Genomic DNA, 15,256 nt, shown 5'->3' on the forward strand with positions numbered 1-15,256 from the left:
AGGATGTCACTTTGTCTTCACCACTTGCTATAAAACCTCTTTACAACAAACTAGACGATTGTTTAAGCGCAGATAAATTTCGCTTAAAGCGCCGTATTACCCAGCTTGCGCAAAAAGTGAATGGTACATCTGGTGTTGACGGAAAAGGCGCGGTGAAAAAAGCAGATAATCACAAAGATTCAGAACGTGGCAACGCAGTTAGCAAAGAAAGCTTAAACGCCCAGTTTGAAAAACTTGAGGGCGATATCAATGCATCAATAGAAAAGCGTGATTGGCGTCAAGACAACCTTCCTAAGGTTGAATACCCGCCGCTGCCGGTTAGCGATAAAAAAGAAGATATCAAAGAAGCGATTGCTAATAACCAAGTGGTTATTGTGGCCGGTGAAACCGGCTCGGGTAAAACCACACAGCTACCTAAAATATGTCTAGAACTAGGTCGCGGTGTGAATGGCATGATTGCTCATACTCAGCCAAGACGCTTGGCTGCAAGAAGCGTGGCGACACGTATCGCTGAAGAACTAAACACGCCACTTGGCGAAAAGGTAGGGTTTAAAATTCGCTTTAGCGACCAGGTAAGCGAGCGAAGCTACGTTAAACTTATGACCGACGGTATGCTGCTTGCTGAAATGCAGCAAGATCGATTCTTAAATCAATACGATACTATCATCATCGATGAAGCCCACGAGCGAAGCCTTAATATCGACTTCTTGTTAGGTTATCTGCGCCAGCTGTTAGATAAGCGCCCTGATCTGAAGCTTATTATTACGTCAGCTACCATCGACCCGGAACGCTTTTCTAAACACTTTAATAATGCGCCGATTATTGAAGTGAGCGGACGTACTTATCCGGTAGAAATCCGTTATCACGCGCCAGAAGATAATAATGACGATATTGATCAAAGCGACGCTATCGTAAACGCTGTCGACGAGCTAATGCGTGAGGCGCCAGGCGATATCTTAGTGTTCTTAAGCGGGGAGCGCGAGATACGTGACACCCAAGATGCCTTGAGCAAACAGCATTATCGCAATACTGAAATTGTTCCGCTTTACGCCAGGTTGTCGGCGGCAGAGCAAAACCGCATATTTCAGTCTCACAGCGGCAGGCGCATTGTTCTAGCCACTAACGTTGCTGAGACATCGCTAACGGTTCCTGGCATTAAATACGTAATTGACCCAGGCTTTGCCCGTATTTCACGCTATAGCGCTAGAAGTAAAGTGCAGCGACTGCCTATTGAGCCAATATCTCAAGCCTCAGCAAATCAGCGGGCAGGGCGATGCGGCCGTGTATCTGATGGTATCTGTATTCGCCTATACAGCGAAGACGACTATTTAGGGCGCCCAGAATTTACCGACCCAGAGATACTGCGAACGAACTTAGCGTCGGTTATCTTGCAAATGCTTGCGTTAGGATTGGGCGACATCGCTGCTTTTCCGTTTGTTCAACCACCGGATAACCGCAACATCAACGACGGCTTCCGTTTACTTGAAGAAATCCAAGCCATTGCGAAAGGCAAAGCTAACAGGAAAACGAAGCAAAGTGGCAAGATGCAGCTTACCCCGCTGGGGCGTCAGGTGGCGCGTTTGCCCATCGACCCTCGCTATGCACGTATGGTGATAGAAGCTGAGCGCACAAATGCGCTTAGTGAAGTTATGGTGATTGCGGCAGGACTTTCTATTCAAGACCCACGAGAGCGACCTCAGGAAAAACGCCAGCAAGCAGACGAGAAGCACAGCGAATACCACGATAAAGATTCAGATTTCATAAGTCTTTACAACTTGTGGGTGGCGTTTAGAGAACAGCAAAACGCACTAAGCCAAAATCAGCTTCGCAAATGGTGTAAGCAGAATTTCATCAATTATTTGCGTATGCGCGAGTGGCAAGACATTGTAAGTCAGCTTAAAAAATCTATTGCTGAGCTGGGCTTTGGCATTTCAAAGCAAGAAGCCGATTATCAGGCTATTCACCAAGCTATTGCCAGCGGCTTACTGTCGCACATGGGCTTTAAAGACAAAGAGCGCGAGTATATGGGGTCACGCAATTCACGCTTTTTAATTTTTCCAGGCTCAGGGTTATCAAAGTCTCAGCCAAAATGGGTAATGGCAGCCGAGCTTGTAGAAACCTCTAAGTTATTTGCACGCATGGTGGCAAAAATAGACCCAGCATGGGTAGAGCCTTTGGCCGAGCATGTTGTGCAACGAAGCTATTCAGAGCCACACTGGTCGAAGAAACGCGGCGCGGTTATCGCGTTTGAAAAGGTTACTTTGTTCGGGCTGCCTATTGTGATGAAGCGCGCAAAGGTTTACAGCCTAATTGACCCGCCAATTTGCCATGAACTATTTATTCGCGAAGCGTTAGTAGAAGGTAACACCAAGCTCAACTACGGCTTCTTACAAGAGAATCAGGCACTGCTGGAGCAAGCTGACGAATTTGAACAAAAGACTCGACGTCGCGATTTGATTGTTGATGATGAAGAGCTGGTTAGTTTCTATGCCAAGCGTATCCCGATTGAAGCCAATAATGATGCGGCGTTTAAGAAATGGTTTAGACAGCACGGAAGTAACGACAGTTTAACCTTCAAAGAAGAAGACGTGTATCGTCAGCAGCCGGGGCAGTCGGTGGCGAACGCGTTCCCTGATGTATGGCGCCAGGGCAATATTACACTGCCGCTACGCTATAACTTTGAACCCAACGCTGAAGATGACGGCGTAACTTTAGTTATCCCGCTACCAGTGCTTAACCAAGTGGACAATGTAGGTTTTGATTGGTTAGTACCTGGGCTAAGACACGACCTTATAGTAGGTTTAATTAAAACCTTACCAAAACGCTTGCGACGCAATTTTGTGCCTGCGCCTAACTTTGCCGATGCCTGCCTTGCTGATATCAGTGAAACAGACAAAAACAACCGTCCTGTGCCTTTACTGGAAGCGGTTAGCGATAAGCTTCGCAAAATGACAGGCGTTGTTATTGAGAGCGAAGAATGGAATCTCACTCAGCTTGATAAGCATTTAAAAATGCACTTTGCGGTAGTGAACGACAACGGGAATGATATTGCCAAAGGTGATGACCTTCATGCCCTTAAACAACAGTGTGCAGGGCAGGTAAAACAAACCTTTGAAAAAGCCGCGACTCCTGAATTAGAGCGCAACAATATTGAACAGTGGGATTTCGAAAGCTTGCCAGAAACCTTTGTGCAAAAGGTAGGTGGGTTTGAAGTTCAGGCGTTCCCAGCCTTAGTGCAAAAAGGCGATAAGGTGGATATCGCGTTAATAGAAGAGGCAGATAAAGCGCAGGCGCTACATAAGCAGGGTGTTAATGTATTGATAAAAAACGCCATGCCGTCGCCGCTTAACTATTTGCAAAGTAAATTACCCAATAAAGCCAAACTGGGCTTGTATTTCAATCCATTTGGGCAAGTTAAAGCGCTAATAGATGATTGTATTTTTGCGGGTATCGACGCCATTGTCAGTGATTACTGCAAATCGAACGACACTGATATTCGGAATAAAGCTGACTTTGAGGCCTGTTTGGAGATTGCTCGAGCAAATATCAATGACAGAGTGTTAGAAATTGCCAAGCAGGTAGAGCAGGGGCTTACTCTTGCTCATCAATGCCAAAAGCAGATGAAAGGTAACGTACCGCTGACTATGATTAACGCGTTAGGTGACTGTAAAGCGCATCTAGCGTCATTGGTATTCCCTGGCTTTGTCTCTCAAATAGGTGAAAGTAGGCTGGACGATTGGAACCGCTATATTAAAGGCTTGGCCCGTCGTCTTGAGAAGCTTACCTATTGACCCCAACAAAGACCGAATGCATCAGGTAACCGTAGAAAAGTCGATTAAAGAGTGGGAAAAAACGTGCAGTAAGTACCCCAAAGGTAAGGTGCCTCAAGCCCTTGATGATGTGCGCTGGATGATAGAAGAACTGCGTGTTTCTTTGTTTGCGCAACAGCTTGGTACGGCCTACCCCATATCAGCGAAGCGTATATCTCTCTATTTAGCAGACTTATAACGAAGTTTTCGATATAGACAGGTTGTAACGCATAGTTTACTAAGCGCGGAGCGCATCTACATAGGCTTGCTAATCACATTAGAGCCCCACAGTGCGCCACATCGTGGGGCTTTATTATTTGTATTCAATAAGCGTACAGCCGTGCTGTTTTATCGATAATAAAAGATAATCGTCGACTCGTTGAGGTAAGACCAATACGACTTTTGCAATATTACTGAATAAAATTTAGACAGTTCGATTGACAAGTTATCGCCATCAACCTATAACAACACTTGTAGTCGTCAGCGTAATGCTAAAAATCAGGAGAAGTAGACATGTTGGGATACGACGATAAGCGAAATTTTTTCAGGATGATGGTAAATTCGCCGTGTCAGTTGCAAATTACTGACGATGAGTCGAGCCGCACCATGCAGGCAATGTGTAGAGATATCAGCGCTACTGGTATGTCTTTAGAGGTTGATGAACCCTCGATTGAAGTAGGCACTCAGGTGAGTGTTGCTATCGAATCATCTAGTTCTCAAATTCCTTCTTTGGCCGCGTTGGCGACCGTTGTACGCTGTAAGCCAGAATCTGAGTCTAGTTGCATAATAGGTGTTGAAATTTCTCAGATGAAGTAGTCACTTTCCTGTTATTTAGGCGAAGCTTCCCCCCTTCGCCCCATTCAGTCGTAATACACGAGAGTTTCTTCAATAGTATTTTCGACATATATTCGCCGAAATTACACTGATTACCAGTCTTTATGGATGGTCTCCTGTGAATGACGACATCGTCTCTCATCATCATTTCCATTCAGTATTCCGAATAAGCCGTTCAATTTTTTCTATTTTAATGTTTGCCTACAATTGATAATAATTCTCATTAATGCGAAAGCAAACAGATTTCAACTTTTGATAGAGCGATTATTATGAAAAAGACAATTACCTTTGCCGTTATGCACTTTTCAGTAGCTTTTACTGTAGCCTACTTACTTACGGGCAGCTTGGTAGTAGGCGGTGCGGTAGCATTAGTTGAGCCAGCAATTAATACTGTGGCCTTCTATTTCCACGAAATGGTATGGAGAAAATTTGAGGATAAAGAGGAGGTTACTGAAGGGCAAACGAGTGAGTCTTCACAGCAGCTATCGAATGGCTTTTCAAATAATATAACCTTCGCTTCTTAAGATATAAGGTTTATTGCTCGCTATCTGAGCTGTCTGCATAGCCCACCGTTAACTCAATCAGTGAAATCAGCGCCCCAATTTTTATAACAACGAGGGCGCTTTTTCATTTCTAATCGTCGGTGACTTCGCAGACTAAACCTTTCAGGTAATAGCCTTCGGGGTAGCTACCAATAATAGGGTGGTCAGACGCTTGATTTAGCCTTGCAATGATTTTTATTGTACGGCCAGCATCGAGCGCAGCGTCGGCGACAACCTTCTGGAATAAATCAGCAGGCATAAGACCTGAACAGCTGAAAGTCAGCAGCAATCCGCCAGATTTAACTGTGTGAATGCCGTACATATTAATGTCTTTATAGCCGCGAGCAGCGCGGTTTAGTGTAGCTTTGCTGTCAACAAATTTGGGTGGGTCGAGTATGACCATATCGAACTGTTTGCCCTTTTCGTGATACTCCCTTAGCGCTTTGAATACATCTTTATTGACGAAATGCGCTTTGTCCTCACTTAATCCGTTAATTGCCACATGATGTTTAGCTAAATCTAACGCTGGTTGAGACACATCAACGTTAGTCACTGACTTTGCTCCGCCTGAAAGAGCATAGCAAGAGAATGTGCCTGTGTAGCTGAAACAGTTTAGTACATCAGCATCTTTTGCGTAATGTGCAGCGGCGGCACGGCTATCACGCTGATCGAGATAAAAACCAGTTTTATGACCATGTTCTATATCTACAACGATATTAATACCGTTTTCTTTTACTGTGACCTGCATTGGTGGCTCGCCGTGAAGCACGCCTGTCACCGGCTCTAGTCCCTCTTTTTTACGTACATCAACGTCACTGCGCTCATAAACGTGAACATTAGGCATTAGCTTGGTGATTGCCCATACTATCTTATCTCGGTGCTTTTCACCGCCAGCGCTAAGAAGCTGCACCACGGCAACATTGTCGTAGAGATCAATGGTAATACCGGGAAGACCATCACTTTCAGACGCTATCCAACGAAACGCATTCGTTTTGCTTGGGTCAAACAAGCGCTTACGCAGCGTTAGCGCAGTTTCTAAACGGCGCAAGAAAAAGCCGTTATCAATGCTTTCATCTTTTTTAAACGTCCACATGCGAACGCGAATTTTAGAATTTGGAGAATATGCGCCTCGCCCTAACCAATCGCCTTCAGAGTCGAAAACATCTACCGTATCGCCAACCCGAGCACGGCCTTTTAACTCAGCCACGGCGCTCTCGAAAACCCAAGGGTGTTTACGGCGAAGTGATTTATCTCTGGATGGTTGTAGTATGACCTGTGCTGACATGTAGGCTCTCGTGGTAGTTTAAACAATATATATTTGTTGTAAGCCAATCTGGATGCTTACGGTAATGGCCGCGATTATACGCATTTTCAAAGGTTCTGTGTTGAATAACTCAAAAGAAACCCAAACTGATTGTTATAGTAGTACGTAGACAAATTACGAATAAAATTTTGAAACTAGGATTGGATGCAGAGTATGCGCTATGTGGATTTTGAAAAGGGATGCGGCCCGAGCGAACTGGTTGTTAAGGAATGTGATGGGTTATCGCTTACATCGGGAAAAGTAAAAGTAGAGGTAAAAGCATTCGGTGTAAATCGAGCAGATACGTTACAGCGTCAAGGTAGTTATCCACCACCGCCAGGGGAAAGTGAAATCCTCGGGTTAGAGGTAGCAGGCGTTGTAACAGAAGTTGCCAGCGATGTTAGTAGCTTTAAAGAAGGTGACGAAGTATTTGGTTTGGTCGCAGGTGGTGGCTATGCCACTGAAGTCATTGTTAATCCTGCTCACTTAATGATTATCCCTAAGGGCATGCCATTTTTTGAAGCTGCAGGTCTTGCCGAAGTTTTTCTTACCGCATTTCAGTGTTTACGCACCATTGCTCATATTAAGCCCGCTCAAAGAGCCTTAATACATGGGGGAGCAAGTGGTGTGGGGTTAGCCGCCACTCAGCTATGTCGATATTGGGGTGTTCATAGTGCAGTAACAGCGTCTAGCCAAGACAAGCTCACCCTTTGTGAAAGCAATGGCGCAGAGCATCTTATTAACTACAAACAGCAGCAGTTTGATGAGGTTCTAAAAAAAGTATGGCCAGAAGGCGTTGATATGGTGCTTGATATGGTGGGTGGCGATTACCTTAACCGAAACCTCAAAGTGCTGAAGCAAGACGGCAAAGTAGTTTACTTGGCCATGCTAGCAGGACGGTATGCTGACAACCTTGATATGGCTTTGCTTTTAGGAAAGAGAGCCTCGATCATTGGGACAACACTAAGAAATCGAAGCGACGAGTATAAAGCGGACTTAATACGTGATTTCTCTAACGTATGTTTGCCCGCTTTTGAAAACAAAGAGCTAAATGTAAATATCGATACCCATTATAGTATCGATGATATCGATAAGCCTCATGCGCGATTGGAAAACAACGACACGCAGGGCAAGTTGGTCATTTCATGGTAAAAGCGCGTGGTAAAAAGCTCTTGATAAAAGCTCGTGTTAAACGCCCCTAGTAAAAGCTTTCGGTGAGAACTTTAAGTAAAGGCTCTTACCAAAAGCGCTTTGCCGAAGTATTTTACTTTCCAACAAAGCCTTCATCTGGCTTTGTTGGGTTCGCTTCTGCAGCACCGCGCGCAAGGTCATCACAACGCTCGTTTTCTGGGTGTCCTGAATGACCTTTCACCCAATGCCAGTTTATCTTGTGCTTTTTCACCGATTCGTCTAAACGCTGCCACAAATCTGCGTTTTTAACCGGCTTTTTATCAGCAGTGCGCCAGCCGTTTTTTCGCCAGTTATGGATCCACTGATTAATACCATTTTTTACATACTGACTGTCGGTAGTTAACTCAACGTTGCACGGCTCGTTTAAGCTATTGAGTGCTTCAATCGGGGCAAGCAGCTCCATACGATTATTCGTGGTGTGGGCAAAGCCATCGCTCAACTCTTTTCTATGCTGTTTGTAAATTAGTACAGCACCGTACCCGCCCGGGCCAGGGTTACCTAGACACGAGCCGTCGGTATAAATGTGAATGGTCTTTTGAGCCACAGCGTTTCCTTTAGTTTAACTCGCTTAATTTATCTTGTGTTTTCCCTTAGCGGATTGCGAAGGGGTTGATATACTATCAAAAAATGAAAGTGTAATTATAGTAGAGGTTCCATGCGCCAAATTGTTCTCGATACTGAAACCACAGGTATTGACCCCAAAGAAGGCCACCGCATTATCGAAATAGGGTGTGTTGAAGTTGTTAACCGCCGTTTGACGGGGAATCACTTTCACGTTTACATCAACCCAGGCCGGCATATTGAACAAGAGGCAATTGAAGTTCACGGCATAACCAATGAATTTCTTGCCGACAAGCCTACGTTTTCTCAGGTTGCCCAGGAGTTTGTTAGCTTTATCAAAGGGGCGCAACTTGTTATTCACAACGCACCATTTGACGTGGGCTTCATGGATCACGAGTTTGGAATGGAAGCCTCAACAAAAGGCGTCATCACCAACCAGATATGTGATGTACTGGATACGCTGACCCTTGCTCGCCAAATGCACCCTGGGCAGAAAAACAACCTTGATGCATTGTGTAAACGCTATGGCATAGACAACAGCCACCGTACGCTTCACGGGGCTTTGCTGGATGCTGAAATCCTTGCCGATGTCTATTTATTAATGACCGGTGGACAGACTAAGCTTAAATTGGCATCTAGTTCGGGTAATGATGCTGACTCAACCGCTATTCGCAGGGTCAAGCGAGGCGCAAATAAATTAAAGGTTATTAAAGCTACCGCCGATGAAATAACACAGCATGAGGCTCGCTTGGACATTGTAGAAAAAGCGGGTGGCAAATGCTTGTGGCGTCCTCAGCCTGAAGAGGCGTCTTAGCCAAAAACGTATAAATAGAAATAAAATAACCAAACAGTGCAGGAGCAGCGTAGCGTGAGAGTGTGGTTTTGTTGGATAATTATCTTATCGCTTTTCATACACATAAGCGCTAGCGCTCAATCGCAAGAAGACGAGCGCGACGCCGCTAGGCAGCTCGCAGATAGTGCAATTCAAAACCCTCAGTCAAATAATCAAGATGTTGATGCTTCGCCGCTTACTGACTTAGGCGACAGCTACACAAACTCAATTAAACTTCTACAAAACCGATTTCGTGTTGATTACAACGTTGAAGAAATCACTATGGTTTTCTTCAGAGAGTATGGCTCTGCCCCCGTAGTACTTGTAAGGCCTGATGGGTCTAAGCTGTTCCAGGGGCGAGTGGACGAAGACAAAGTAGAGTGGTTCGATGCCGACACCTTCGACATGATCACCATTAAAAACCCAGTTGCTGGGCCGTGGCAGGCCGTTGGCCAAGTGCTGCCAGAAAGCCGTGTAATGGTTATATCAAATATAGAGTTACATGCTGATCCGCTGCCTGACGTGTTATTTGCTGGTGAAATTCTTAAATCTACTGCGTATCTCACAAATAATGGCAAGCCAATTGACAACAAGCAGTTTAGAGATGTGGTCGAGCTCGATATTGAATTTAAAAGTACGAACAATCCTAATTTCGGAAACTTTGGCACAGGCGATCAAAATATTGCTACGTTTCAAGACGACGGCCGAGGAATGGACGAGCGCCCAGCAGATGGTGTCTTTACCGGGCAATTTAATTTAAAAATACCGGCGGGTGAGTGGAAGCCTGTTTTTCGCGTTATTACTCCCATGTATACCCGTGAGCAAGAAAGCCAACCGATTGTCTTACATAACAACCCTGTTTCTATTGACGTCGAAATGAATGGCGGCGGTGACGGCTACCATAAAGTAATAATAGATGTTGATCGGGAGCTCGTGGATATTGAGTCTTTACTTGTGGATGGAAAAGTAAAGTTCCCTAATGCAGACATGCAGAACTTTTCTTTGACAGAGGGGGGCAGTGATCCACGCGAGTATTTAATCGTTGCTTATGAGGAAGGCATTTTTAGAGTAAAGATTACGGCGTATGGCACTACAGTAAACGGACGAGACTTTATATTAGACGTGCCTGAATTTAGTTTTGTTGCAGAGGGGCCGCAAGAGCCTGAAGTTGAAGACCCACTAATAGATGGAAAAGACCCAATCGTTGACGGGAGCGCGCCACTTGTTACGTCGCCTGAGCTGAATCCCGCCGCAATGACGCCAAATGAAGAATCTTCGGAAAAGGAAATGGATAACGGAACCTTGACCATTATTTTGATAGCGGTCAACGGGTCTATAGTTATTATCGGCGTCATTGCTGCTGCGGTTATTATTTTTATGCGCAAAAAGCGTACGTCTTCTACATCATCGCCTGAACCAGCAAAACAAAGCTCGGCCACGACAGATGCCGATCTCTCTATGGAGGAAGCGCCTAAAGGGTTTAAAAAGTTGTTGGGCATGTTTAAGAAAGAGAGCAAGCCGGAAAAATCCTAAAGCGTGTATTATCACAGTTGTGATTATGCGATGTTAAATTGTTCACTTTGAATTTTATTTCGACATAATGTCTATTTAACAGGCAAACAAACCGCAGATGACAATTTTATTAATAAAAAGCGTTGACTCCACATGGGGGAATACGTATTATCTGCGCCGCAGTCAGGGGACAGGGCAACAACAGTCAAGTCAACTCACTGATAACATTGAAGATGTGGAGCGGTAGTTCAGTTGGTTAGAATACCGGCCTGTCACGCCGGGGGTCGCGGGTTCGAGTCCCGTCCGCTCCGCCACTCTTTCAATGGTATAACTAAAAGGTCTTCGGAGCGGTAGTTCAGTTGGTTAGAATACCGGCCTGTCACGCCGGGGGTCGCGGGTTCGAGTCCCGTCCGCTCCGCCATTTAGTTATACAGCGCAATCTCGATTATGTGGAGCGGTAGTTCAGTTGGTTAGAATACCGGCCTGTCACGCCGGGGGTCGCGGGTTCGAGTCCCGTCCGCTCCGCCATTAATCGAAAAACGCGCGCTCATCATTATTGCGGAGCGGTAGTTCAGTTGGTTAGAATACCGGCCTGTCACGCCGGGGGTCGCGGGTTCGAGTCCCGTCCGCTCCGCCATTAATGATAAGATGCTATTCAAAAGCAATTCCTTATTTCAAAATAAAAACAACTTCTCACTAGTATCGCCATACAAGCCTTAATATTTTATTCAGCGCGTATCCTTGTTGTTATGAAAAATTGCGTGAAGCGGTTGCTGCATTCGTAAGTTTTTTATTGACCGGTATCCTTTCCAAGCGCCCAAACGACTATCTATACTGACTGGTATTAGGTATAAAAAATATCTAACAAACAGTGACATGTGCCCTAAAGTCTTAGTGCTTTTTTTTGAATCTGTACTAGAGTGTTCGGGTGAATGCTTGAATACAATGTAGATTATGAATAAAAGCGATCAAAAACAGTACTTTTTAGCGGATAATTTAAAAGCGATTGGCGTTTCTCTACTAAGCGTTATTTTAGTGTCCCTCGTTCTTGCCATAGTTATGTTCGTGTTCGTTAGGGAACAAGAAGAGAGCAGAGCCAAAGGGATCTTAGATAATGTTCGGACAGTCTTTAGAGACGCTGAGATTACCCTTGATTATCTCAACGCTCTTACTTATCAGTCGTGTGAACTCGAAAACTTAGCAGAAATGCGCAAGACTCTATTTCGCTCTCGTTTTGTAAAAGAAATTGGTTTCTACGAAAATAAGCAATTATCGTGCAGCACCTATCTAGGCGTTCTTAAAGAGCCTATAAAAGAAGTAACTCCCGATTTTTACACTAAGCTTGGAGATGCATTTTGGATAAATACGCCGCTGCAACTATTTGATAAGCAGGCTTCAGGCACCATTGTTCAACGTGGACGCTATAACGCTGTGCTAGATATGGATAGTGTCATTGGCTACAGTTTTACACAAGATTGGCAGCTTTTTTATAACGGTGATCAATTTTATCACATGGCGGGTAATCCAGGGCTTGTTGATAGTAAGCTTACTCAGAAAGACATGGATGCACGTACTGGTTATTTTTCCTTAAAATTCATTTTGTGCGATGAACGCTACACCAACACTTGCCTACAAGTTAAGTCTGATCACGGTCGTGTGTTGGATTTACACATGGGGAAGATTGTCTTGTTTGTCTTCGTCATGCTCATGACGGCAGCACTCACGCACATGCTGGTGTTCAATTATCTAAGACGCCGTCGTTCTTTGGAGGCAAGAGTAAGCAAAGGGTTAAAAGAGCATAAGTTTTATAGCCTTTACCAGCCATTTGTGGATTTGGAAACCGGCAAAGTCATCGGTTGTGAAGTGCTAAGTCGCTTTGAAGACGAGTTTGGGCCTATTTATCCCGATGAGTTTATTCCCCAAGTCAAAGACCAAGATATGACGTGGGAATTTACCGTACATATGATTACGACTGCGATAAAGGACCTCAATGAGAATCCGGATATTCCAGAGGGGTTCAAAGTGTCTTTCAACTTGTTTCCTTTCGATTTTACAAGAGAGGATTGCTTAGACTTAGATTTTGTACTGGAAATGAATGTTAAAAATTTCAAGTTAGTGCTGGAAATCACAGAAGACGAGCAGATTGCAACCCATAGTGCAGTTAAGCATATTAAATCTTTAAAAAGCAAAGGGTTCTTGTTTGCTATTGATGATTTTGGTGTGGGCTACTCTAACTTAAGTCAGCTTAAAACCTTGAACTGTGACTATCTCAAAATTGACAGAAGTTTTGTTATGGATATGGAAGACAACAGTATTCGTTCGTCACTTATTCCACATATTGTCAGCATCGCCGAAGGTTTAAACGTCGACCTGATTGCAGAAGGCGTCGAAAATACCGAACAGTGTAATGAACTGAAGGGCTTGACTATCGGGTTTGGCCAAGGGTGGTTGTTTGGCAAGCCTCAGTCTGCCGATGCGCTAGCTAAAAGCGTCCAAGATACACAATAACACGTTTTAGCGCTGTCATTTTTCAGTTGGTGTTGGTAGTGTTTAGCGCTACCATTCACCGTCTGGAAACTATAGAAGAACAGTCGCATGCAGGACGTGCTAATTTGCAGCAACATTAATAAAACCTATCAAGATGGCAGTAACGCCACCCCCGTATTACACGATGTTTCTCTTTCTATAAAAGCTGGTGAACATGTAGCCATTTTAGGAAGCTTCCGGCTCGGGTAAAAGTACGCTACTACATATACTTGGAGGATTAGATAAACCCTCCAACGGCGAAGTTGAATTTAATGGTAAATCCCTTGGTAAACTTTCTGGTAATGCATTAGCTAAACTTCGCAATGATGAAATGGGGTTTATTTATCAGTTTCATCACCTTCTAGGTGAATTCACTGCTTTAGAAAACGTTGCGATGCCGCTTAGAATAAGAGGACGGTCGATAAAAGACGCCCATACCAAAGCCAAAGCTATGTTAGAAGAAGTCGGGCTTTCCCATCGAACGGACCACTTACCCTCAACCATGTCGGGTGGCGAGCGCCAGCGTGTGGCAATCGCCCGCGCCTTAGTCACTGAACCTTCCGTTGTGCTCGCTGATGAGCCTACCGGGAATTTGGATGACTCTACGGGTGAACAAATTTATAAGCTTTTGACCAGTCTAAGTGAGAAAAAGGGCACTGCTTTTGTGGTGGTGACCCACGATATTGCTCTTGCTGCGAAAATGGATAGGGTGTTGAAGATAAAAGACGGCCGGCTAGCTTGCGAGGCGTTATCCATGGAGAGTAATAATGCTCGCCCTTGAACTGGCAAAACGATTTAGAAAAACACGCTCCGAACAGCGTTTTATTTCGTTTATATCAATGTCATCGACAATCGGCATTGGACTTGGGTGTTTCGTGCTTATCGTACTGCTTAGTGTTATGAACGGTTTTGAAAAAGAGCTGACAAGTCGTATTCTAAGTGTGGTTCCTCACGGCGAACTTTACACTAAAAGTGAAAGTGGCATAGAGAACTTAGACGCTCAGCTTTACCGATTCTCTCAAGACAAGCGTATTGCGTCAGTAACTCCTTACACTGGGTTAACAGGCATGCTGCAATCGAAGGGTGAGTTGAAGGCCATTAGTGTTACCGGTATCCCAGTTAATCAAGTTGGCGACAAATTTTCTGAAAGAGTGGCTAGCCAGCACTGGCTTAACTTTTCCGAACAGACCAATGGGTTAATTATTGGAAAAGGTATTATGTCTTCCATGGGGCTCTCTGTGGGAGATACAGTTCAGCTATTGATACCTCAAGCCACCCATGATTTAACCTTTAAGGCGCCACGTTCTATTACGCTGACTATTGCAGGGGTGCTATCTGTTGGTGGTGAGCTAGACAATCAGCTTGGGCTGATGCACCTAGCGACTGCCTCGGAAGCTATTGGTATTACATCTAACGCCCAGGGTATTCAGTTTACCCTTAATGATCCTTTTTCAGCATACGATACCATGCGAGATATAGGCTATAGCTATCCTCAAGCTGTTTATATGTCTGATTGGACACGTACTCAAGGGCATTTGTACAACGACATTCAGCTTGTAAGAGCGGTAGTCTATGTTGCGCTTGCGTTAGTGATTGCCGTTGCTTGTTTTAATATAGTGTCATCGTTAGTGATGGCGGTTAGAGACAAGCAAGCTGCTATAGCGATTTTAAAAACAATGGGAGCCACAGACCGCTTAATCCGCAATACATTCGTGCTGCAAGGTGTTATCAATGGATTTGTCGGCATCACCGTTGGCGTTACGCTAGCCTTGCTGGTGGCGCCCAATTTGTCGGATATTGTTCGTTTTATCGAAACGTCATTGGGTGTAGAAATTCTATCTGGAGATATCTATTTTATTGACTTTCTACCTTCACGCTTACACTGGCAAGATGTCGTAATAACGGTTGTTGTAGCCATGTTTTTAAGCGTAGGCGCAACGCTATATCCAGCACATAAAGCAGTGAAAGTGTCGCCATCTTCTGCGCTTCACTAGCTAAATTTTAAGTCCGAGCGATAATTGTATTTACTTAACAAGTCAGTTTCGCGCGAAAAAATAAAGGCCAGCAAATTATGCTGGCCTTATTTGTATTTAACTGCTGGGTTTGTGCGACACTTAAATAATGTTCACAGCCCACTAAGTGGGCT

The 15,256-nt window shown here is 44.5% G+C and carries 9 protein-coding genes, 4 tRNA genes and 2 pseudogenes; 13 read left to right on the top strand and 2 right to left on the bottom strand.

Annotation, left to right across the window (positions count from 1 at the left end):
• Positions 1-11: 11 nt before the first annotated feature.
• The 3 genes and pseudogenes from hrpA (at position 12) to ACYX4M_RS14920 (ending at position 5,167) form a co-directional block, all read left to right on the top strand.
• Positions 12-4,008, top strand: a pseudogene (gene hrpA / locus ACYX4M_RS14910) (ATP-dependent RNA helicase HrpA).
• A 314-nt stretch (positions 4,009-4,322) separates the two neighbouring features.
• On the top strand, positions 4,323-4,625 hold the full coding sequence (locus tag ACYX4M_RS14915; RefSeq protein WP_039223891.1) for a PilZ domain-containing protein: 303 nt from the start codon (positions 4,323-4,325) through the stop codon (positions 4,623-4,625).
• A 287-nt stretch (positions 4,626-4,912) separates the two neighbouring features.
• A complete protein-coding gene (locus ACYX4M_RS14920) occupies positions 4,913-5,167 on the top strand; it encodes a DUF2061 domain-containing protein (RefSeq protein WP_476080701.1) in 255 nt (84 codons plus the stop codon).
• Between the two features lie 109 nt (positions 5,168-5,276).
• Here ACYX4M_RS14920 and ACYX4M_RS14925 read toward each other — a convergent pair whose 3' ends face one another.
• Positions 5,277-6,470 (bottom strand): class I SAM-dependent rRNA methyltransferase, encoded by a 1,194-nt coding sequence (locus ACYX4M_RS14925; RefSeq protein ID WP_476080702.1) that lies wholly within the window; start codon positions 6,468-6,470, stop codon positions 5,277-5,279.
• A 192-nt stretch (positions 6,471-6,662) separates the two neighbouring features.
• On the opposite strand from ACYX4M_RS14925, the gene ACYX4M_RS14930 reads away from it, so the two are divergent.
• Positions 6,663-7,640: an NAD(P)H-quinone oxidoreductase gene (locus ACYX4M_RS14930; protein WP_476082889.1), complete on the top strand. Its 978-nt coding sequence runs from the start codon at positions 6,663-6,665 to the stop codon at positions 7,638-7,640.
• 112 nt (positions 7,641-7,752) lie between these two features.
• Here ACYX4M_RS14930 and rnhA read toward each other — a convergent pair whose 3' ends face one another.
• On the bottom strand, positions 7,753-8,223 hold the full coding sequence (gene rnhA / locus ACYX4M_RS14935; RefSeq protein WP_476080703.1) for a ribonuclease HI: 471 nt from the start codon (positions 8,221-8,223) through the stop codon (positions 7,753-7,755).
• 111 nt (positions 8,224-8,334) lie between these two features.
• Here rnhA and dnaQ point away from each other — a divergent pair, with 111 nt between their 5' ends.
• The 9 genes and pseudogenes from dnaQ (at position 8,335) to ACYX4M_RS14980 (ending at position 15,104) form a co-directional block, all read left to right on the top strand.
• Positions 8,335-9,054: a DNA polymerase III subunit epsilon gene (gene dnaQ / locus ACYX4M_RS14940; protein WP_476080704.1), complete on the top strand. Its 720-nt coding sequence runs from the start codon at positions 8,335-8,337 to the stop codon at positions 9,052-9,054.
• A 54-nt stretch (positions 9,055-9,108) separates the two neighbouring features.
• Positions 9,109-10,605 (top strand): TIGR03503 family protein, encoded by a 1,497-nt coding sequence (locus ACYX4M_RS14945; RefSeq protein ID WP_476080705.1) that lies wholly within the window; start codon positions 9,109-9,111, stop codon positions 10,603-10,605.
• Between the two features lie 216 nt (positions 10,606-10,821).
• A tRNA-Asp gene (locus ACYX4M_RS14950) sits at positions 10,822-10,898 on the top strand.
• A gap of 30 nt (positions 10,899-10,928) precedes the next feature.
• Positions 10,929-11,005 (top strand) — tRNA-Asp (locus tag ACYX4M_RS14955).
• A gap of 30 nt (positions 11,006-11,035) precedes the next feature.
• A tRNA-Asp gene (locus ACYX4M_RS14960) sits at positions 11,036-11,112 on the top strand.
• A 32-nt stretch (positions 11,113-11,144) separates the two neighbouring features.
• Positions 11,145-11,221 (top strand) — tRNA-Asp (locus tag ACYX4M_RS14965).
• A 317-nt stretch (positions 11,222-11,538) separates the two neighbouring features.
• A complete protein-coding gene (locus ACYX4M_RS14970; protein ID WP_476080706.1) occupies positions 11,539-13,092 on the top strand; it encodes an EAL domain-containing protein in 1,554 nt (517 codons plus the stop codon).
• A gap of 87 nt (positions 13,093-13,179) precedes the next feature.
• A pseudogene (lolD, locus tag ACYX4M_RS14975) lies at positions 13,180-13,891 on the top strand (lipoprotein-releasing ABC transporter ATP-binding protein LolD).
• Positions 13,878-15,104, top strand: coding sequence for a lipoprotein-releasing ABC transporter permease subunit (locus ACYX4M_RS14980; protein ID WP_476080707.1), 1,227 nt, complete (start codon positions 13,878-13,880; stop codon positions 15,102-15,104). The pseudogene lolD and the gene ACYX4M_RS14980 overlap by 14 nt, the downstream one beginning before the upstream one ends.
• The last annotated feature ends 152 nt before the right edge of the window (positions 15,105-15,256 follow it).

It is taken from the genome of Alteromonas sp. ABV4_150, from assembly GCF_056311745.1.

Bases quoted from the DNA above. Each gene is read 5' to 3' on its own strand.
- ACYX4M_RS14915 (WP_039223891.1), top strand. From the start codon at position 4,323: ATGTTGGGATACGACGATAAGCGAAATTTTTTCAGGATGATGGTAAAT.
- ACYX4M_RS14920 (WP_476080701.1), top strand. From the start codon at position 4,913: ATGAAAAAGACAATTACCTTTGCCGTTATGCACTTTTCAGTAGCTTTT.
- ACYX4M_RS14925 (WP_476080702.1), bottom strand. From the start codon at position 6,470: ATGTCAGCACAGGTCATACTACAACCATCCAGAGATAAATCACTTCGC.
- ACYX4M_RS14930 (WP_476082889.1), top strand. From the start codon at position 6,663: ATGCGCTATGTGGATTTTGAAAAGGGATGCGGCCCGAGCGAACTGGTT.
- dnaQ (WP_476080704.1), top strand. From the start codon at position 8,335: ATGCGCCAAATTGTTCTCGATACTGAAACCACAGGTATTGACCCCAAA.
- ACYX4M_RS14970 (WP_476080706.1), top strand. From the start codon at position 11,539: ATGAATAAAAGCGATCAAAAACAGTACTTTTTAGCGGATAATTTAAAA.
- ACYX4M_RS14980 (WP_476080707.1), top strand. From the start codon at position 13,878: ATGCTCGCCCTTGAACTGGCAAAACGATTTAGAAAAACACGCTCCGAA.